At 33.5% G+C, this 18,965-nt stretch carries 12 protein-coding genes; 9 read left to right on the top strand and 3 right to left on the bottom strand.

Annotated elements, in window-relative coordinates; all coding sequences use genetic code 11:
* The first annotated feature begins 6 nt into the window (after positions 1 to 6).
* From RT99_RS21065 to RT99_RS21040, 6 genes are all read left to right on the top strand, one after another.
* Complete coding sequence (locus tag RT99_RS21065) at positions 7 to 2,667, top strand: glycoside hydrolase family 3 N-terminal domain-containing protein (protein ID WP_042566704.1); 2,661 nt, start codon at positions 7 to 9, stop codon at positions 2,665 to 2,667.
* 255 nt (positions 2,668 to 2,922) lie between these two features.
* Positions 2,923 to 6,030, top strand: a complete 3,108-nt coding sequence (locus RT99_RS21060; RefSeq protein WP_042566748.1) for a SusC/RagA family TonB-linked outer membrane protein — start codon at positions 2,923 to 2,925, stop codon at positions 6,028 to 6,030.
* Between the two features lie 26 nt (positions 6,031 to 6,056).
* Positions 6,057 to 7,658, top strand: coding sequence for a SusD/RagB family nutrient-binding outer membrane lipoprotein (locus tag RT99_RS21055; RefSeq protein ID WP_042566703.1), 1,602 nt, complete (start codon positions 6,057 to 6,059; stop codon positions 7,656 to 7,658).
* A gap of 186 nt (positions 7,659 to 7,844) precedes the next feature.
* Positions 7,845 to 9,173 (top strand): sugar MFS transporter, encoded by a 1,329-nt coding sequence (locus RT99_RS21050; RefSeq protein WP_042566702.1) that lies wholly within the window; start codon positions 7,845 to 7,847, stop codon positions 9,171 to 9,173.
* Positions 9,174 to 9,246: 73 nt separating this feature from the next.
* The gene (locus RT99_RS21045) at positions 9,247 to 10,293 is read left to right on the top strand and encodes an exo-alpha-sialidase (RefSeq protein ID WP_042566701.1); all 1,047 of its coding nucleotides are present in this window, start codon (positions 9,247 to 9,249) and stop codon (positions 10,291 to 10,293) included.
* A gap of 200 nt (positions 10,294 to 10,493) precedes the next feature.
* A complete protein-coding gene (locus tag RT99_RS21040) occupies positions 10,494 to 11,477 on the top strand; it encodes a M20/M25/M40 family metallo-hydrolase (protein WP_242607234.1) in 984 nt (327 codons plus the stop codon).
* 98 nt (positions 11,478 to 11,575) lie between these two features.
* Here the strand turns inward: RT99_RS21040 and RT99_RS21035 are convergent, their stop codons facing one another.
* The 3 genes from RT99_RS21035 to RT99_RS21025 all read right to left on the bottom strand — a co-directional run bounded on the left by RT99_RS21035 (position 11,576) and on the right by RT99_RS21025 (position 14,182).
* Complete coding sequence (locus RT99_RS21035) at positions 11,576 to 12,028, bottom strand: DUF1810 domain-containing protein (RefSeq protein ID WP_042566700.1); 453 nt, start codon at positions 12,026 to 12,028, stop codon at positions 11,576 to 11,578.
* 331 nt (positions 12,029 to 12,359) lie between these two features.
* Positions 12,360 to 13,724 carry a DUF5458 family protein gene (locus tag RT99_RS21030; RefSeq protein WP_042566699.1) on the bottom strand — a complete coding sequence of 455 codons (1,365 nt, stop codon included), beginning with the start codon at positions 13,722 to 13,724 and terminating at the stop codon, positions 12,360 to 12,362.
* Positions 13,725 to 13,726: 2 nt separating this feature from the next.
* Positions 13,727 to 14,182, bottom strand: a complete 456-nt coding sequence (locus tag RT99_RS21025) for a hypothetical protein (RefSeq protein WP_042566698.1) — start codon at positions 14,180 to 14,182, stop codon at positions 13,727 to 13,729.
* 157 nt (positions 14,183 to 14,339) lie between these two features.
* Here RT99_RS21025 and RT99_RS21020 point away from each other — a divergent pair, with 157 nt between their 5' ends.
* From RT99_RS21020 to RT99_RS21010, 3 genes are read left to right on the top strand one after another with little or no spacing between them, the layout of a single operon-like run.
* A complete protein-coding gene (locus tag RT99_RS21020) occupies positions 14,340 to 14,759 on the top strand; it encodes a GPW/gp25 family protein (protein ID WP_042566697.1) in 420 nt (139 codons plus the stop codon).
* Between the two features lie 8 nt (positions 14,760 to 14,767).
* On the top strand, positions 14,768 to 16,525 hold the full coding sequence (locus tag RT99_RS21015) for a hypothetical protein (RefSeq protein ID WP_042566696.1): 1,758 nt from the start codon (positions 14,768 to 14,770) through the stop codon (positions 16,523 to 16,525).
* A 4-nt stretch (positions 16,526 to 16,529) separates the two neighbouring features.
* The gene (locus tag RT99_RS21010; RefSeq protein WP_042566695.1) at positions 16,530 to 18,962 is read left to right on the top strand and encodes an AAA family ATPase; all 2,433 of its coding nucleotides are present in this window, start codon (positions 16,530 to 16,532) and stop codon (positions 18,960 to 18,962) included.
* The last annotated feature ends 3 nt before the right edge of the window (positions 18,963 to 18,965 follow it).

Genomic DNA, 18,965 nt, shown 5'->3' with positions numbered 1-18,965 from the left:
ACAACTATGTTACAATTAAGAATTAAAAAAACAGCCATTATCCTCGTAATGGCTGTAGGTTTTTTTAACCAGAGCCATGCGCAGAAAAAATACCCTTACCAAGATTCAAAATTACCCGTTGAAGACAGGGTAAAAGACTTGTTAAGTAGAATGAGTTTGGAGGAAAAAGCCCGCCAAATGGATATGTACAGAGGTGAACTATTTAAAGAAAAAGAAGATTTTTCTAAATCAAAATCAGATACTAAAATTGGAAAATTAGGAATTGGAGCGATTCATGATCTTTATCCGCGTTCGGCAAAAATGATCAATGATCTTCAAAGTGAAGTGATTAAAAATAACAAATGGGGAATTCCGGCACTTATTATGTGCGAGATGCTGCACGGATATCTGGATGACGGAAGTACAGCTTTCCCAATGAACATAGGTTTGGGCGCGACCTGGGACACAAGTGTTATGGATAAAGTAGGTAAAGTAATTGCCATGGAAGCCAGAGCGCACGGAGTTCATTTTGGTTTAGGTCCGAATTTAGATTTGGGTCGCGAACCAAGATGGGGAAGAGTTGCAGAAACTTTTGGAGAAGATGCTTATTTAAATAGCGAGATTGGTTTGGCGATGATTAAAGGGATGCAAGGCGATGATTTAAGATCAGATCGTACTATAATTTCAGAACCAAAACACTTCGCTGTTCACGGAATTCCGCAAGCGGGAGGAAATTCATCTCCAATTTTAGTGGGAGAACGTTCGGCTCGTGAAGATCATCTTCCATCATTTGAAAAAGCATTTAGAAAAGGCGGCGCTTTAGGAACCATGTGTGCGTATTCTGAATTAGACGGAATTCCTTGTGCCGCAAATCATTGGTTATTGACAGATGTTTTGAGAAAAGAATGGGGTTTTAAAGGAATTGTAGTTTCAGATTTAGGCGCTATTAAATACCTTCAAACGACACATTACGTAACTAATTCTCCAAAAGAAAGTATTAGAGAAGCGGTTGCTGCGGGAGTTGATATGCAGTTTTATGATTTTACAAATGAATTTTGGCAACAAAGCATCATAGAATTGGTAGGCGAAAAGAAACTGACGATGGAGCAAATTGACCGTGCTGCCGGCGGTGTTTTGAGATTGAAATTTTTATTGGGATTATTTGAAAATCCATACACAGATAAAAACTTAATTAAAGAGCGTTTTCATACGAAAGAAAATCAGGAAGCTGCTTTAGAAGCGGGTCGAAAATGTATTATTTTATTAAAAAATGATAATAATATTCTGCCTTTAAGCAAAGATATTAAAACAGTTGCCGTGATCGGACCAAATGCTGATGCGTCAAGATTAGGTGGATATGCTGTAAAAAACAAAGTTGGAACTACGGTTCTTGAAGGAATTAAGCAAGTTGCCGGTGCGAAAACAAATGTACTTTATGAAGAAGGTGTTTCTTTAATTGTAAAAGGACAAATTATTCCGTCAAAATTTTTATTTACTCCTGATGGATCTCAAAACGGATTAAAAGGAGAATATTTCAATAACAGGAATGTAGAAGGAAACCCGGTATTAACTCGTATTGACAACCAATTAGAATTTGACTGGCCTTGGTCTCCTGGTGATGGCGTTACAGATGATGATTTCTCTATTCGCTGGACAGGATACATTCAATCAGAAAAATCATTTGACGGCTGGTTAGGTTTAAGTTCAGATGATGGAATCAGAATGTGGGTTGATGATCAATTGGTAATCGACAACTGGACAAAAGGTGCTACAAGTATGGTTACGACTCCAAAAAATATCGAAGCTGGAAAAAAATACAAAGTCCGCATAGAAATGTGGGAAGGTGGCTGGGGAGCCAGAGCGCACTTACGTTGGAATTTAGAAAAAGTAAACTTTCAGCCGGCGATCGATATTGCTAAAAAAGCAGATGTTGCGATTGTGGTTTTAGGAGAATCAAATGAATTGGTTGAAGAAAACAGAGACGTAGCGAGTTTAGACTTACACGGAATGCAGCAGGAATTGATCGAAGCGATCCAGAAAACAGGAACTCCGGTCGTTTGTGTGCTGTTAAATGGTCGTCCACTTTCAACAAATTGGATCAGCGAAAATATTCCGGCTCTTGTTGAAGCCTGGTTTCCGGGCGAAGCAGGAGGAAGAGCTGTGGCCGATGTTTTATTTGGAGATTATAATCCAGGAGGAAGATTACCAATTACAGTTCCAAAATCAGTTGGGCAGCTACCTATATATTACAACCAAAAACCATCTGCAATTCACAGATATGTTTCTGAAAGCGAAAATCCATTATACACATTCGGCTACGGTTTAAGTTATACCAAGTTTGAATATTCAAATTTTGCTATCAATACAAAAGAAATTAAAGCCGATGGTGAATTGAAAGTAAGTGTAGATGTTAAAAATACAGGAAATTATGATGGAGATGAAGTCGTACAATTATATATTAAGGATGTATATAGTAGTGTAACGACTCCAAGAAAAACATTAAAAGGTTTCAAAAGGTTGTTTATTAAAAAAGGCGAAACCAAAAAAGTAGAATTTACATTAACGGCTGATGAATTATCTATCTGGAACAGAGAAATGAAGCGTGTCGTAGAGCCTGGTGACTTTGAAGTTATGGTAGGCGGGAATTCTACAGATTTGCAAAAGTTAAATTTTAAGGTTGTGGAATAGTATTTTCGACGAAGGGGAAAGTAAAATACGTAGTGTTTTAAGTGTTTTATTTCGAATTCCTTTAAGAAACTGATAAAACGTAAAGATTAATAATATGTAACCCCTGAAAACGTAAGGATTTTAATAGTAAAATCAGGGGTTTTAAACAAAAGTTTGTCGAACACCTTTTCAAAGATGTCATTTGTCGAAATAATGATTTAGTTAACAAACGGGATCCTTAAATTTAACATGTTATTAACTCAAAAAACAACCTATATGATTAAAGACGTACTAAAATTATTGTTGTTGGTGTGCTTGCTTGGATTTCAAAATCTTCAGGCACAAACTTCAACAGTAAAGGGAATGATAACAGATGCTTCTAGCGGAATTCCGATCCCTGGAGCAAATGTTGTCGTTAAAGGAACGAAAACTAGTGTATCAACAGATTTTGATGGTAAATTTAGTATCAATGTTCCCAATCAATCAGCAGTTTTAGTTTTCTCTTATGTTGGTTCTGCCTCAAAAGAGATTCCTGTTTCAGGACAAACTACTATCAATGTAACTTTAGGTGCAGATACGCATCAGTTAGGCGAAGTAGTAGTAACTGCTCTTGGTATTAAAAGAGAGAAAAAAGCGGTTACTTATTCTGCTCAGAACATTGATGTAGCTGAGGTATCTCAAGCTAGGTCTTTAAACGTTGCCAACTCACTTTCTGGTAAGGTAGCAGGACTTAACTATTCTACGACTTCAAATGGTGTAGGAAGTTCATCAAGAATTACTTTAAGAGGTAACAGGTCTCTTAATGGTAATAACCAACCATTGTATGTAGTAGATGGTGTGCCAATTAGTAATGGAACTACAACTGGTAATCCTGATATTGATACAGGAGGAACTACACAGCCAGATGGTATTTCAAACATTAACCCGGAAGACATTGCTTCGATGACAGTTCTTAAAGGACCATCTGCTGCAGCACTTTACGGAAACAGAGCGAGTAATGGTGTTATCATTATTACTACTAAGTCTGGTAAAGCTGGTAAAACTTCAGTTTCGTTGTCATCTAATTTTATGGCTTCTACAGCTTACAATTTGACAAATTTCCAAAACGAGTACGGTCAGGGAGATGGAGGAGTTTATAACCCTATTTCTGTATCAAGCTGGGGAGGAAAATTAGACGGAAGACAAGTTGCGGCATGGCAGTTGCAACGTAATCCGAATTATGCAGGTCCTGCAACTACAGATTACAGCCCACAGCCAAACAATGTTATTGATTTTTATAAAACAGGTTATAATTTAGCAAATACATTATCTATCACTACCGGAAATGAAAAAGCACAAGGGTATTTCTCTTATACAAATACACGTGCAGAAGGTATCGTTCAGGGTAATGCTTTAGACAGACACAACCTTAACTTAAGATTGACTAGTAAATTATCTGATAAATTTTCTTTGGATGTAAAAACAAACTACATCGTTCAAAACATTGATAATTTATTAAGAACAGGTGAGGAGTCTATTGGTACTTCAGCTTATTTATTGCCTCGTAGTATTAAATTTAATGAATACAGAGATTTTGAATATACTGATGCAGCAGGTCAATTGCAACAAAATTACTTTATTGACGAAGCAGGTTCTCCAGGAGGAAATCCTTACTGGTCTGCATTACGTGACGATTCACGCGATGACAGAAGAAACAGATTCATTGGTCTTGCATCTCTTAAGTACGATATTACAAATACGATAAGTTTACAAGTAAGAACTGGTTTAGATCAAATGACTAACAAAACAATTAGAAACAGATATGCAACCAGAGCATTTAACAACAACTTAGGTTCATATAGTGAATTCTATGAAACAGTAAGTGAATTTAATACTGATGCATTACTTTCTTATAAAGAGAAATTTGGAGATTTCACAATTGGTCTTAATGCTGGTGCCAACATGTTGAAACAGTCTAGTTCTTCTTTAACATCTGGAGGAGTTTTAAGCAAAAGAAACTATTTTTCTTTGATCAATGTTGCGACAGTTACATCAACTTCAGCAATGTCAGAAAAACAAGTTAACTCTGTTTACGGATTCTCTCAAATTGGTTTCAGAAACTACTTATTCTTAGACATCACAGCCAGAAATGATTGGTCTTCTGCTTTACCTTCTCAAAACAGATCTTTCTTCTATCCATCAGCAGGTCTTTCAGCAGTAATCTCTGATATGGCTACTTTGCCGGAAGTTATTAGCTTTGCAAAAGTAAGAGCTTCTTACGCAAAAGTGGGTAATGATACAGATCCTTATCAAACAAGTTCTCAATTATCTTATATTGGTGGTAATGGTGGTATGTTGTATTCTCAAACTACAGCTGCAAATCCTAATTTAAAACCAGAGATGTCAAGTTCTTCTGAGTTTGGTGCAGATGTTAGATTCTTTAAAAATCGTTTAGGATTGGATTTTACCTATTTCCAAACAAAAACATCAGATCAGATTTTCTACATTAACACTCCTGAGTCTTCTTCAAAATCAAGAGCTGTATTAAACGGTGGAGATATCGAAAACAAAGGTATCGAGCTTACACTTACTGCAACTCCTATTCAAACAGAGAATTTCTCTTGGGATGTTATGGCAAATTATGCTTCTTATAAATCTAAAATTACTTCTATCTATGATAACAGAGAGGAATTGGTTATTGGTGAAGGAAGATTGGTTAGAAGTAAAGTTGTGAAAGGTGGAGAGTACGGAGATTTATACATCAAAGGATTCCAAAGAACTCCAGATGGTCAAATGATTGTAAATGCTGCAGGTATACCTTTAGCAACTGATGATTTTAGTGTTCGTGCCGGTAACTTTAACCCGGACTGGACTGCAGGATTAAAAAATAATTTCAAATACAAAGATTTTTCACTAAGTTTCCTTGTTGATTTCAGAATTGGTGGAGAAGTGATCTCTTATACACAAGCAAGACAAGCTGGTTTAGGTGTAAGTGATATTACTTTGGCAGGAAGAGAAGGCGGAATTGTTGTTGATGGTGTTGTAGGAACAACTACTGGTGGTGTAACTACTTATGCTCCAAATACAACAAGTATTACTGCAGAACAATATTGGACAGCAATCGGACAAAGAACTCCGGTAGCAGAGCCTTTTATTTATGATGCTACAAACATTAGATTAAGAGAACTTGTTTTTGGATATTCTCTTCCAAAACGTATGTTACAAAACACTGGTTTCGCAAGTATTGACTTCTCAGTAGTTGGAAGAAACTTATTTTTCTTCTTGAATGAAGCAAAATACTTTGACCCAGAAGCTGGAGCAGGTACAGGAAATTTACAAGGTATTGAATCTTTTAACATTCCTTCAACAAGAGAGTACGGTGTTAATGTAAGGTTTGGATTTTAATTTTAATTTAAAAAAAGAGAGATAATATGAAAAATTATAAAATTAAAACAATAGGAGTTGTCGTGTCGATGCTCGCTGTTTTTTCAAGCTGTACTAAGGATTTTGATGAAATAAATACTAACAAAAATACCTTAACAGAAGATCAGTTAGATCAAACTCTTGCAGGTCCTGCGTTTGCGTCAGCATTATATGCAGGGATACACAACGGTTCTTATTCATCTCCAGGAGTTGATGATCAGGGAACCTGGGGTATTGCAACAGGTATTTTACCATCAACGTTTACACAATATCTTAGTTGTGGATATGGTACAGAAAGAAATGCTTTCGTAAATGGTTATGAAGGACGTGGATGGTTAAGATTTTACACAGTTGCTGTACCAGCTTTGAACAATGCTATTAAAGCATCTGAAGGAAATGCAGAAGCTCTTGCTGTATTGAAAATATGGAAAGTATTCATGTACAATCAAATGGTAGACGCTTATGGTCCAATTCCTTATACAGAAGCAGGAAATAATAAAGAAAAAGTACCTTATGATAGTGTAGATTTTATTTACGGAGATTTTTTCAAATTGTTAGACGAAGCAAATGCTACACTTAGTGGTACTTCTGTAACTACAGTGGCTGCACTTCAGCCAAATGACAGAGTGTATTCAGGAAATGTTGCAAACTGGAAAAGATTTGGTAACAGTATGAGATTACGTTTAGCCTTAAGAATTTCTGATGTAGATCCTGCAAAAGCAAAAACTCAGGCAGAAGCTGCAGTAGCTGCGGGTGTTATAGAAAATAATGAGGAAAGTGCTACTTTTAAAGTTAGTAATATTACACCAAACAACATGAATATGATTGTTAATGCATGGGGGTATTATATGACTGCATCTATGGAAAGTTTACTTGTAGGATATGGTGATCCTAGACTTGCTAAATGGTTCGCACCAGCTAATCCTACAGCTGCACCTGCAGCTCAATTTTATAGAGGTCGACCAGTTGGAGGTTTACAAGGTCAGTTTGGAACAACAACTTTCTCTATGTTTAATAATGACGTATTAGGAAGCGGTTCTAACGGAACTCTAAGCGAAACTAAAAATATTGAAATCTTCATGGCTTCTGAAAATTATTTAAGCAGAGCTGAAGGTGCATTGAATGGATGGAATATGAATGGTAGTGCACAATTTTTATACGAGCAGGGGATTTCATTATCATTGAGACAATGGGGAATTACAGATCCAACTGCGATTGCTAATTATATTGCAGGAACATCTACACCATCTGTACCATCTGCTGCAGCTCTTTACCCAACTATAGGTTTAGAAACAGTTCCGGTAACACTTCCTGTTGCATGGGACGCTTCTGAAGCAAACCAACGTACACAAATTGCGGTTCAAAAATATTTAGCAATATTCCCTGAATCTTGGGAAGCATGGGCTGACTTACGTAGAAGTGATGCAAAAGTAATCTACCCACCTATTAACACAGATAATGTTGAAGCAGGTGTTGGAAAAAGTTTAATGAAACGTGTAATCTTTGTTACAAACGAATACTCTTCAAACAGAGATGCCGTTACAGATGCTATCACAAAACTTGGAGGTCCTGACTCAGGTGGTACAAGACTTTGGTGGGACATCAAATAAATAAAGTAAAGATAAAGAGGTTCGTTACTTTAAGGATAAAAGGAGAGGTAACTCTCCTTTTGTTTTATACGACTATTTCTAAAATAGCAAAAAAACAATGAAAACAGAATAATAAAAAAGGTTATCTCAATTTTAATGTGAGTCAATAAAAATGAAGAAAGAAGATAACCAGCAAAAAATAAAATTATGGCTAATACCAATAAACCATCCTCATCTAACCAAACCACATTAATACCAATACTAATTATTGCCGGACTATTTTTTATTTTTGGATTTGTAACCTGGATTAATGGCGCATTAATCCCGTTTATGAAAACAATAAACGAATTAACATCTGCGCAATCACTTTTAGTAGCATCAGCATCTTATATTTCGTTTGTGGTGATGGCTTTGCCGGCCTCTTATATTTTAAATAAAATTGGATATAAAAAAGGGATGTCACTCGGATTGTTTATTATAGGATTAGGTGCTTTAATTTTTATACCAGCAGCTGAAGCGAGAACATATTGGATGTTTTTGATGGGTATTTTTATTCAGGGTACAGGAATGACATTATTACAAACGGCATCAAATCCTTATATCACTATTTTGGGGCCAATTGATAGTGCTGCAAAACGCATTTCTATTATGGGTATTTGCAATAAAATAGCGGGTGCACTGGGATCTTTAATTTTTGGAGCAATCTTATTATCAGGAATTGATGAAATTCAACAAAAATTGAGTGTTGTAAACGCTACAGAAAAAGCACAATTATTAGATACGATGGCTGATAGTGTAGTAGCACCATATTTAATAATGGCTATTGTTTTATTTGTTTTGGGAGTTTTAATTTTAAAAGCCCCTTTGCCAGATGTTGAAGCGGCACCAATTGAAGAATCAAAAGAAGGCGAAACAACAAAAACAAGTATTTTTCAGTTTCCGCATTTATGGCTGGGCGTATTAACCTTGTTCATGTACGTTGGTGTTGAGGTTATTGCTGGAGACACTATTATTGCTTATGGTATTTCATTAGGATTTCCTGCAGCAGATGCTAAGTTTTTTACAACGTTTACTTTAATGGCAATGGTAGGTACTTATATTTTGGGCGTATTTTTAATCCCGAGATTTATTACTCAGGCTTTGGCTTTAAGAATAAGTGCTATTTTAGGCATCATATTTTGTCTTTGCATTGTATTCACGACAGGTTTTGTTTCTATACTTTTTGTGGCAGCGCTAGGAATTGCAAATGCACTTGTTTGGCCTGCAATATGGCCATTAACATTAAAAGGTTTGGGAAAGTTTACCAAAACGGCTTCGGCATTGTTGATTATGGCAATTTCCGGAGGAGCAGTTATTCCGCCTTTATATGGAAAAATTGTAGATTTAACCAAAGCCGATATGGTTTCGTTTGGAATCAATGATACTTTTGCAACAGCTCAAGCAGCTACAGAAGGATATTGGATTTTGTTGCCATGTTATATCATTATTTTATACTATGCTGTTTGGGGACATAAATTAGGCCTGAGCAAAAAATAATTCCCGCCATTAAATTGAAAAGTGAGATTTGAAATTGCCATTCAAATTTCACTTTAAAAACTTTTACAATACAATGATTTCAAAATTTCATTCAATACTATTATTCGTTTTGATAAGTATTACTTGTACTTCTCAAAAACAGAACACACAAGCTTATAATATTAGAAATAATTTTATAACACAAAAACCAATTACTACAAACAGTCACGCTGCAACTTTGGTCGAAATAAAACCAAACGAAATTATGGCGGCATGGTTTGGCGGAAGTTACGAAGGTGCAAAAGACGTTGGAATTTATTTCTCAAACTATAAAAACAAAACCTGGTCTGCACCGCAAAACTTGATTAAACCTTTAATAAAGGAAAAAGACACTCTGGCTTGTTGGAATCCTGTTTTATTTAAAGCCAAAAGCAAAACCTTATACTTGTTTTATAAAGTTGGTAAAAATCCAAGAGAATGGTTTGGCGCTATGATTACTTCTAAAGATGATGGAACAACTTGGAGTAATCCCGAATATTTACCTGAAGGTATTTTAGGACCAATAAAAAACAAACCGATTGAAGCAACCCCGGGAGTTATTTTATGCGGAAGCAGTACAGAAAGCGTAGAAAAAAATGAATGGAGAAGCCACGTAGAAACCTATACAGAAGCAACTGGAAAGTGGGAGAAAATAAACATCGAAAACAATCAGAATTTCGACATTATTCAGCCGACATTTTTGATGCATTCAGATAAAAACATTCAGATGTTATTTCGAAGCAAACACAATAAACTAATTACAAGCTGGTCGCAAGATAGCGGTCAAAGTTGGAGTCAAACAGATAGTATAAATGTTGTGAATTCAAATTCAGGAATTGATGCTTTAAGTTTATCTAAAAAGTCTTTCCTGGTCGTTAATAACCCACTAAAACAAGGAAAAGACTGGTTTAATGGAAGAAATGTTTTAGACGTAGAACATTCAAAAGATGGAATTCATTGGCAAAAACTTTTCGATTTGGAATATCAACCCGAAGGCGAATTCAGTTATCCCGCTATTATTCAAACCTCAGATAAAAAAGTACATGTTTTATATACTTATAATCGAAAATACATCAAGCACGTAAGTTTTGATGTGAATTAGATAAATAGCATAACTCGTTGCTATAATTTGTTTTAACACATAGAAACATAGATTTATATTGAAATGAGTAAAAAAAGAATATAAAAAGAAACTAGTTTCTCACACATAGTCCCAAAGAAACTATGTTTGTTAATGCAAGTGAACGCCTTTTTTTTAAGCTACGAATACTATGTCTCTATGTGTTAAATTAATAAACGCTTATGATGAAACTTTTTAAAAATTCAAAATTTAAGACCGTATTTCTATTTACATTATTTGCCAATATTGCAATTAATGCTCAAAACGGAATCAATCCCAAAACATTTTACAAACACGATAAGTATCTTTCGTCAGATAAAATGCAAGGTCGTTTTCCGGGAACAAAAGGCAATAATGATGCAGCAGCTTATATCGAAAAATATTTTAAGAAATATGGTCTGAAAAAGTTCAACGATAGTTATTACCAATCTTTCAGTCTTTTTGTAAAAGAAGGGTTGAACAAAGTAAAATCAGACAGCGTTAAAACCCAAAACGTTGTTGGTTATATCGAAGGATCTGATGAAAATCTAAAAAATGAGTATATAGTAATTGGAGCTCATTATGACCATTGGGGTTGGGGCGGACAAGCATCCGGAAGTAAAAAGAAAGATGTTGTAGCGATTCACAACGGAGCAGATGACAATGCATCCGGAGTTTCGGCTTTGTTGTGTATATTAGAAGAATTATCTAAAGCGAAAGTCAAACCAAAACGAAGTATTATTTTTATTTCCTTTAGCGGAGAAGAAGAAGGCTTATTAGGATCTAAATATTTTGTTTCTCATTTGCCGGTCGAAAAAACCGCCGTAAAAGTAATGCTCAACATGGATATGGTAGGAAGATTAAATGCAGAAAAACAAATCTATATGGGAGGCGCCGGAACTTTTCCCGACGGAGTAGAACTAATGAAAAAACTAGGTGAAAACAGCGGGCTCAATCCCGTAATTCACGCAGGAGAAGTGGGAGGTTCTGATCATGTTTCATTTTACAAATCTGGAATATCTGTAATAGGTTTCCATACAGGAGGGCATCCGCAATATCATACTCCGGAAGATGATGTTGATTTGATTAATGTGGATGGTGGGGCTTTGGTAGCAAAATATATTTATAATGCTTTGACTTCAATTGCTAATTATGAGCAAAAGCTCTATTTTATAAATAAAGATTAGAAATTAAAAGACTTATTGATTAGAATTAAGAAATAAACTAAAATACATTATAAATGAATAAATAAAGTGTACATTTTTTGTGCACTTTTTTATTCTAATTAAGCCACAGCCAACTTCACACTAGAAGAATTAATTAATGACAAAGTTTGTGAATCTAACTGACCAGAAAAAAATGTATCTAGAACTTCTTTAAAAACCGGATCGGCATTTTCTACCTGAGAGAAAAGCGTCATGGATGAACGTAGTTTACGAGCATCCAAATCTCCCAAAATAGACTCAATAGATTTTCTTTTAAAAGTCAGTAAAAGTTTTGAAATTTCTACAAGATGTTTTGCTAATACGGGATGCTGCAAAAATTCACTAGCTTCTTTCAGATCGCGAATTGCGTAATAATTGGCAACGCTGCTAGTGCCAAGTCCTTTTATTTGTGGAAAGATAAACCACATCCAATGAGTTTGTTTTTTGCCTTTTTTTATTTCTGAAAGTGCAGTAAGATAAAGTTTGTTTTGTGCATCTAAAAATCGCATTAAGTCAGTATCTAAGTAAACCATTTGTATTGAATTTTAAAAGGATTCATAAAAGTTTTGAGCGTTCCTATGTTTGATTAAATAAAGTCTAATTTGATTTTTATTAATCATTTTAACAACATGTCAAATGTAAATGCTGAATTCAATTTATTGTTTATATAATTTTAGTCACTTGTTATATAATAACAACTTTATAAGACTATCTTAACTTAATTAGTTGGTTTCTATCTTAAAATTTGACAACAATAGAAGAAAATTCGTGCTGGAATTATAAGAATAATTTTATATTAAAAAACCCCAAAAAGCTTTAAAAAACTTTTTGGGGTCAAAATAAATTTGATAGGTAAATGTCTGTTTAAACCTGTTTGTAGTCACTATGCCAAACAGCTTCTTCAGGACCGTCTCCTTTATGTCCATCTAATTGAATTACAAAGCTTTTAGCTGGAAAATATGGTGTGATATGGATGTCTAATAAAATTCTGTCCTTTTGAGTTTTATCTTGTTCAATTTTCATCACTGTAAATTTCTCAATAAGATTAGTTGGCCCTTTAATTCCATCTAAAAACTTAATGATTTGGCTTCTTAAATCAGCTTCTGTTCTTGTTGTCCAGTTTTCAAAAGCTCTTCTGTTTAAAAAGTCGAAAAGTACTTTTGTAATGTGGTCAAATACTCTTACTACAGAGTAAGTTTGTAAACCTAAGTTGTCTCCGTTAAATAATGTTTTAGCAGAGAAAGCCATAATTTTACTATACTCATTTACCATTGGTACAAGACCCATTTTTTCAAGCTCTGAAATTTCGCTCTTTTTCAAATCAAAACGAACACTTTCTACTTCGTTTAGACCTCCAAATTTTTTACCAGCAACAACCTGAGACATTAGCGTTTTGTAGATTTTACCGGCTAAAGAAGTGGATGGCGGTACATATAAATTATCTTCCTCTCCAACTTCATCATATTTACTTCTTCCCAGTAAATAGTTACAAGTCATGATTGTGTTAGATTTAAATACATCACCACCTGTATGATTTGCATTAAAGAAAATATCTATAACGTCATCTGGAGTTTCAAGGTCTTGAAAATCGGTTAATAATACCGTTTTGTTTTCGTGTGCTATTTTAGACCATTTATCTAAAACGGCATTAGAACCTAAATAACCGGGTACTGAAAGAATGGAGTAGTTTTTTCTCAAATCTAGTCTGTCAAAATTTTGTTTTAATTCGTTTGAAACATAATCAATAAACAAAGTATTATCTAAATCTTTTAATTGAGATATATCTGCATTTACGATAGTTACATTTTTAATTTTATCGCTTTCAGCATTTTTATAGAATAAAGCGACACTGCGGTAAGATGTTTCCAGCTCTCTTGAAACATTTAATGCGTATTTTAAATTCCTGTTTAATGTTGAATCTGCAGATGTAGCTTTTGCATTTGCCACTTCAATCATAGATTCAACAGAATCGTTGCCTTTTAATAAATCCAACCATAACTCAAGTCTATTGGTTAGAGTTGTTCTCTCATTTTCCCATTGTGCATCATTAAGAAAAATATTTTTTCTCGCTTTTCTCGTAGGGTTTAAGTTTGACAATCCGTCGATTACATTTTCTAAAAAGGCAAAACCGCCATATTCATTTAATAAATTTATTTTGCTGCCTTGTTCCTGTAGCAATTGTTCGGTTGAAGAACCATGACTTTTTTGTTCTTTAGTTTGAGTTGCCATATTTATAGTTTATTGTTGTTAATTTCATTCTTAGCGTTTTCAAGTAATTCAATTATAGCCTCTTTGACAGCAGGGTCCTGAATGGCTTTAATTAATCCTCTGTTACTGGAAAGTTGACGCACAATTTTATAAGCTTGTTCTTTTTCAGTATTTAATTTGTTTAAAAAAGGGCTATTCTCCTTAATTGATTTTGCTCCAAAATCTCCTAAGTTTTGAAATACCATAGATTCATTTAAATCCGAACCTTCTTCAGTAGTAAATTCAAAATCTACACTTGGTTTGTACTTTTCAAACACAGCTTCTACTGTCTGCAAATCATACACAGCTTCGGGTCCCACCGGTTGCTCATTTGTAAGTTTTTGAATTAGTAATGTTCTGTTTGAAGGAATTTCTAAAATTGATTCATTGGCATCAACCTTCACTTCATTGCCACCAATACCATAATTGAACATGCTCATAATTTTATAAGATTTTTAGTTAATTTTGTAAAACTAATAAAAAAAAACTTCTAAATAATATTGATTTGTAAGTATTTTATTTGGATTTTTGTCGTACTATGTTAAAAAATTAGAAACACCATAATTTTTGTTAAAAAACAACTTAATATTTTTTAAGATGAAATATCTGAAATACCCCGTTAATTTTAAGTCTTTGCTTAAAGGGTCGCAGGAGAATTTTTGTAAGATTGACGAGTCGATTGCGTACAATATTATGATGATAATTACAACTTCTTTTGGTGAGATTCCAGAGACACCAAGCTATGGCACGATTATTTGGGATTTAGAATTTAATCAACATATTAAAAAAAGAGACTGGGAAGATTTGGTCAGAAAATCATTATATGATTCAATTCAGGCTTTCGAAAAAAGACTAATTCTAAGTGAAGTTTCAATTTCTTTAGATGAAATTAATGATAAAGAATTAGGTTCAAGTATTAGAAGAAAAGCCAATATAGTCGTAAAAGGTTCGATCATAGAAAGTTTAATTCCATTTAATTTTCACACAAAGTTGAATATTAGCCCAATTTCGCAATAAAATAAAATATGAAAGACGTTAAGTTTATCGAAATAAAGAACAGGATACAAAAAAAATGCCTGGAAATTTGGGGAATTGAAGATATCAATATGGCAGATCCTTTGGTGATGATGTTATTAGATGTTTTTGTTCATGAACTTTATTATTTGTATCAGGAAGGAGTAGAATCTGATAATAAAATTATCGAACGAATTGCCCAGGAGATCGTACCAAGTCAGTGGAATTTGCCAATGCCGGCTCATACTTTGGCAAGTACAACGGCTACCAAAGGTATTGTTATACTAAATAATGATACTGAATTTGTTGTAAAATCTGGAATGGTCACCAATGTTGATTATGATATCTATTTTACACCTTTTACAAATGAAAATATTGTAGAAGGAGAGATTAGTTTTCAAATGTATGACTCATTTTTAATAGATTCTTCAAAAACGGTACAGCATTTATCTGCACAAAATAAAGTTTTAGATCATCGTATTTGGGTTGGATTAGATGTTTCGAAAGAAAATCTGGAAAAGCTTAATTCATTGAAATTTACTTTTATAACAGAAAACTCATCATTAGATAACTTTTTGCAATTTATAAAAGTAAAGGATTCTTTAGGGAATAATATTGAAATCGAAAATGAAACTTTTGATGAAGTTCAGGATAATAAACATTATGCTGAAAATATAAAATCATTCTATAAAAATTCTATTTACAAAGTAAAGCTTAACGTAGAAAACCTAGTATACGAATCGATATTAGACAGATTTGAAATAGATAAAGAAGAGCTAAAAACCAGCAAAAAAGATACAGGATTGATCTGGTTAGAATTTATATTTCCTGAAATTTTTACTAAAACAGAATTCGATAAAATTCAAATAAAAATAAATACGTTTCCAATTGTCAATAGAAAGTTAAATAACAGAGTTCATAATGCTCAGATCGAAGGGCGTCTGTTCCCGATGAAAGCAGAGAGAAATACCCATTTTCTTGATGTAATGAAAATTTTTAACGAAAAAAACATTGAATTTACAAATGGTATAAAACAAGCTAATTCGCTTACCTCAAATACATTTACTATTTTTTATGGCGGATTAGAAAATTATGATTCGCGTAATGCAAAATTTTTTCTTAAAAAACTGGCAAGGGCACTACGAGAAGATATTGGTTCTTTTTCTAATATAAATGCAGATTATATTGATGCTACAATGACCAGAATCAACGAAGAACTTAATTCGATTGAAAGTAAAATTAATAGCAGTTACAGTCAGGTTAATGAGGAGGAAGTATATGCTTTAATTCATGAAACGGAGAAATCTAAAATTCTTTACTATTCGTATTGGACTTCGAATGGACAGGTGGCCAATAATTTAAAAAAAGGCACTATTTTAAAGCAAACCTCTATATCCGAATTAGCTCAGGATTCTACCATTTTTGAAACAAGCTCCATTGGAGGGATTTACAGGAATAACAAAGTCGAGAAGCTAATCAATCTACGTTACGGGTTTTTGTCAAAAGAGCGCTTAGTAACCAAACAGGATATAAAATCAGCGGTAGACTATCATTTAAGAAACATCACTAAAGATGTTTTAATTAAAGATGGAGTAGGGATAAGCAGCAATAGAAAACAAGGAGTATACAGAACCATTGATATCGAAGTTGTTTTACAGGAAAAATATGCTTTGCAGATAGAAAACAAGAAAAAAATAGAGATGTTTTTAAAAGAAACATTAGAAAAACAATCGGTTATGAACATTCCGTTTCAAATTACAATTAACTAAACTTATGAACGAATTAGATTATAGTCCAAGCTTATTATCTGCAATTAAATCAGCTAAATCATTAGCAATTCAGGATGGTCACAGTACATATGGGGTAGCTCATTTAGCGTATGCATTATTATTTGAACCAACAGGATTAGTAGAAGTATTAAAATCACTATCTAAAGATATAGAATATATAAAAGAATGGTTTGATGTGAGAAAAGAAGTGTACACTTCATCTCAAACCAATGATAATAGTATTACAAGTGATACCGAAGTTGAAAACGTTTTTACAGAATCAAATTTCAATAAAATTAGATTAGGGGCCGATTCTATCGATGCATTTTGTGTTTTTATTGCCATTATTAAACCAGGATTGGTTTATAGTGACAAACAAATTGATGGCTTAAACTTAAGCGATAAGGAACTTTTGAAACACTTTGGACTTAGAAATAATCAAAAGAGTTTTAGCCTGGCAGACAATGCAGATGAGCAGGAAACGATCGACATTAGCTATTGCGATACTTTATATAAAAAAAATATTATTGAAGAAGGAAGCAGTATCATTGGCAGAAATAGAGAAGTTCGACTGATACTAGAAAATATAGAAAGATATGAAAACCATGGTATTTTATTAATTGGAGAATCTGGTATTGGAAAAACAAGTATTATAAAAAACCTTATTCACAATTTACACGAAACAGATCCTAATTTCTTTGAAGAAACACTTGTTTTATCTTTAAATGTTTCTAAACTCGTTGCAAATTGCAGTAATGAAAATGAGATTTCGAAAAAGCTTATTGAAATTTTTGAAAAATTATCCAAAAACGGAAAAAGCATTCTTTTTATTGATGATATACAGGTATTGCTAAACTCATCAAACTCTAAATCAAATGCTGTCATCAATATTATTAATACACAATTAACCCAGGGTGATATTAATATTATTGCCTCAATTGATGCTGATTCTTATAGAAAATCAATTGAAGGAACTACTATAAACGGAAAATTTGAGAACATTTTTATTGAAGAGCTGGATTATTCTTTACTGATTGAATGTTTAAATATTTATAAAAATAAATTAGAAAAGCATTATAAAATAGCCATTAATGAAGAGGTAATACAGGAAGCAATTCATTTGTCTAAACGATTTTATAAAGAAAAAAAACTGCCTTACGGAGCAATTGATTTATTAGACAGAACGGCTTCATCAGTAATTGTTTCCAATGCAAATTCATTAGTAGAAATTGTAAAAATAAAAGAACAGATAAAAGAATCTGATCCCGCTGATGAATCAAAAATGAGTTTGCTTGAAAAGGAAATATACAATCGAATAAGCTGTGTTGTAACTAGTAAAATTGATGTTACAGAAAATTCGAAAAGACAAAAAAATGAACCGGTTACTTTTGAAGATATTGAGAAATTAGCATCGAACATTGAAAATATAGCAAAAGAAAAAATTACGGTTGTAACAAAATCTGAGATTCTGGCAGTTGTTTCTAATGCGACCGGGATACCGTTGGGAAAAATAAGCGCGGGCGAAAAAGAAAAGCTTTTAACAATCGAAGACAAATTGCAGGAAAGGGTAAAAGGACAATCGCATGCTATAAAAACGTTATCCGAAGCTATTATCGAATCCCGAAGTGGTTTGAGTAATCCTAAACAGCCTATTGGATCCTTCTTTTTCTTAGGGCCAACAGGAACAGGAAAGACAGAATTGACAAAAACGCTGGCTGAATTGTTGTTTGATGATGAAAATGCGATGATTCGATTTGACATGTCAGAATTTAAAGAAGAACATTCGGCAGCTTTATTATATGGTGCTCCTCCAGGATATGTAGGGTATGAAGAAGGAGGGATGCTGGTTAATAAAATTAGGCAAAAACCATATTCAGTTGTACTTTTTGACGAAATCGAAAAGGCACACAGCTCTGTTTATGATGTGTTTTTGCAAATTATGGATGAAGGAAAAATTCATGATAAATTAGGACGTGAAGGTGATTTCTCTAATGCGATCATCATTTTTACATCAAACATTGGAAGCCAATGGATTCAGGAGCAAATAGAAAGTGGTCATTTACCAACTTCTAATCAATTAATTGAGATCATGAGTCAGCATTTCAGACCTGAATTTTTAGGCCGTTTGACAGAGGTTGTTCCATTTGCCCCTATCAATATAGAAATTGCCAAAGCTATTTTTAAATTACACTTAAATCGCTTGCAAGAGCAATTAATAAGCATCAAAAATATTTCATTTGATCTATCAGATGGTGCTTTAGAATATCTGACAAATAAAGGATTTTCTAAAAAGTATGGCGCCAGACCTATTGCCGGAATTGTGAGAACGTATCTTAAGAAAACAATTTCAAAATTAATTATATCAGAAGCTATTCTTGAGAATGAAGCTATTGTTTTAGATATAAAAGAAGATGAGTTTATTTGGGAAAAAAAGTAAGTT

The organism is Flavobacterium sp. MEB061 (genome assembly GCF_000834715.1).
Lineage (GTDB): Bacteria > Bacteroidota > Bacteroidia > Flavobacteriales > Flavobacteriaceae > Flavobacterium > Flavobacterium pectinovorum.
The sequence above is the reverse complement of the archived record's forward strand: the minus strand, read 5'-3'. Positions and strand labels throughout refer to the sequence as shown.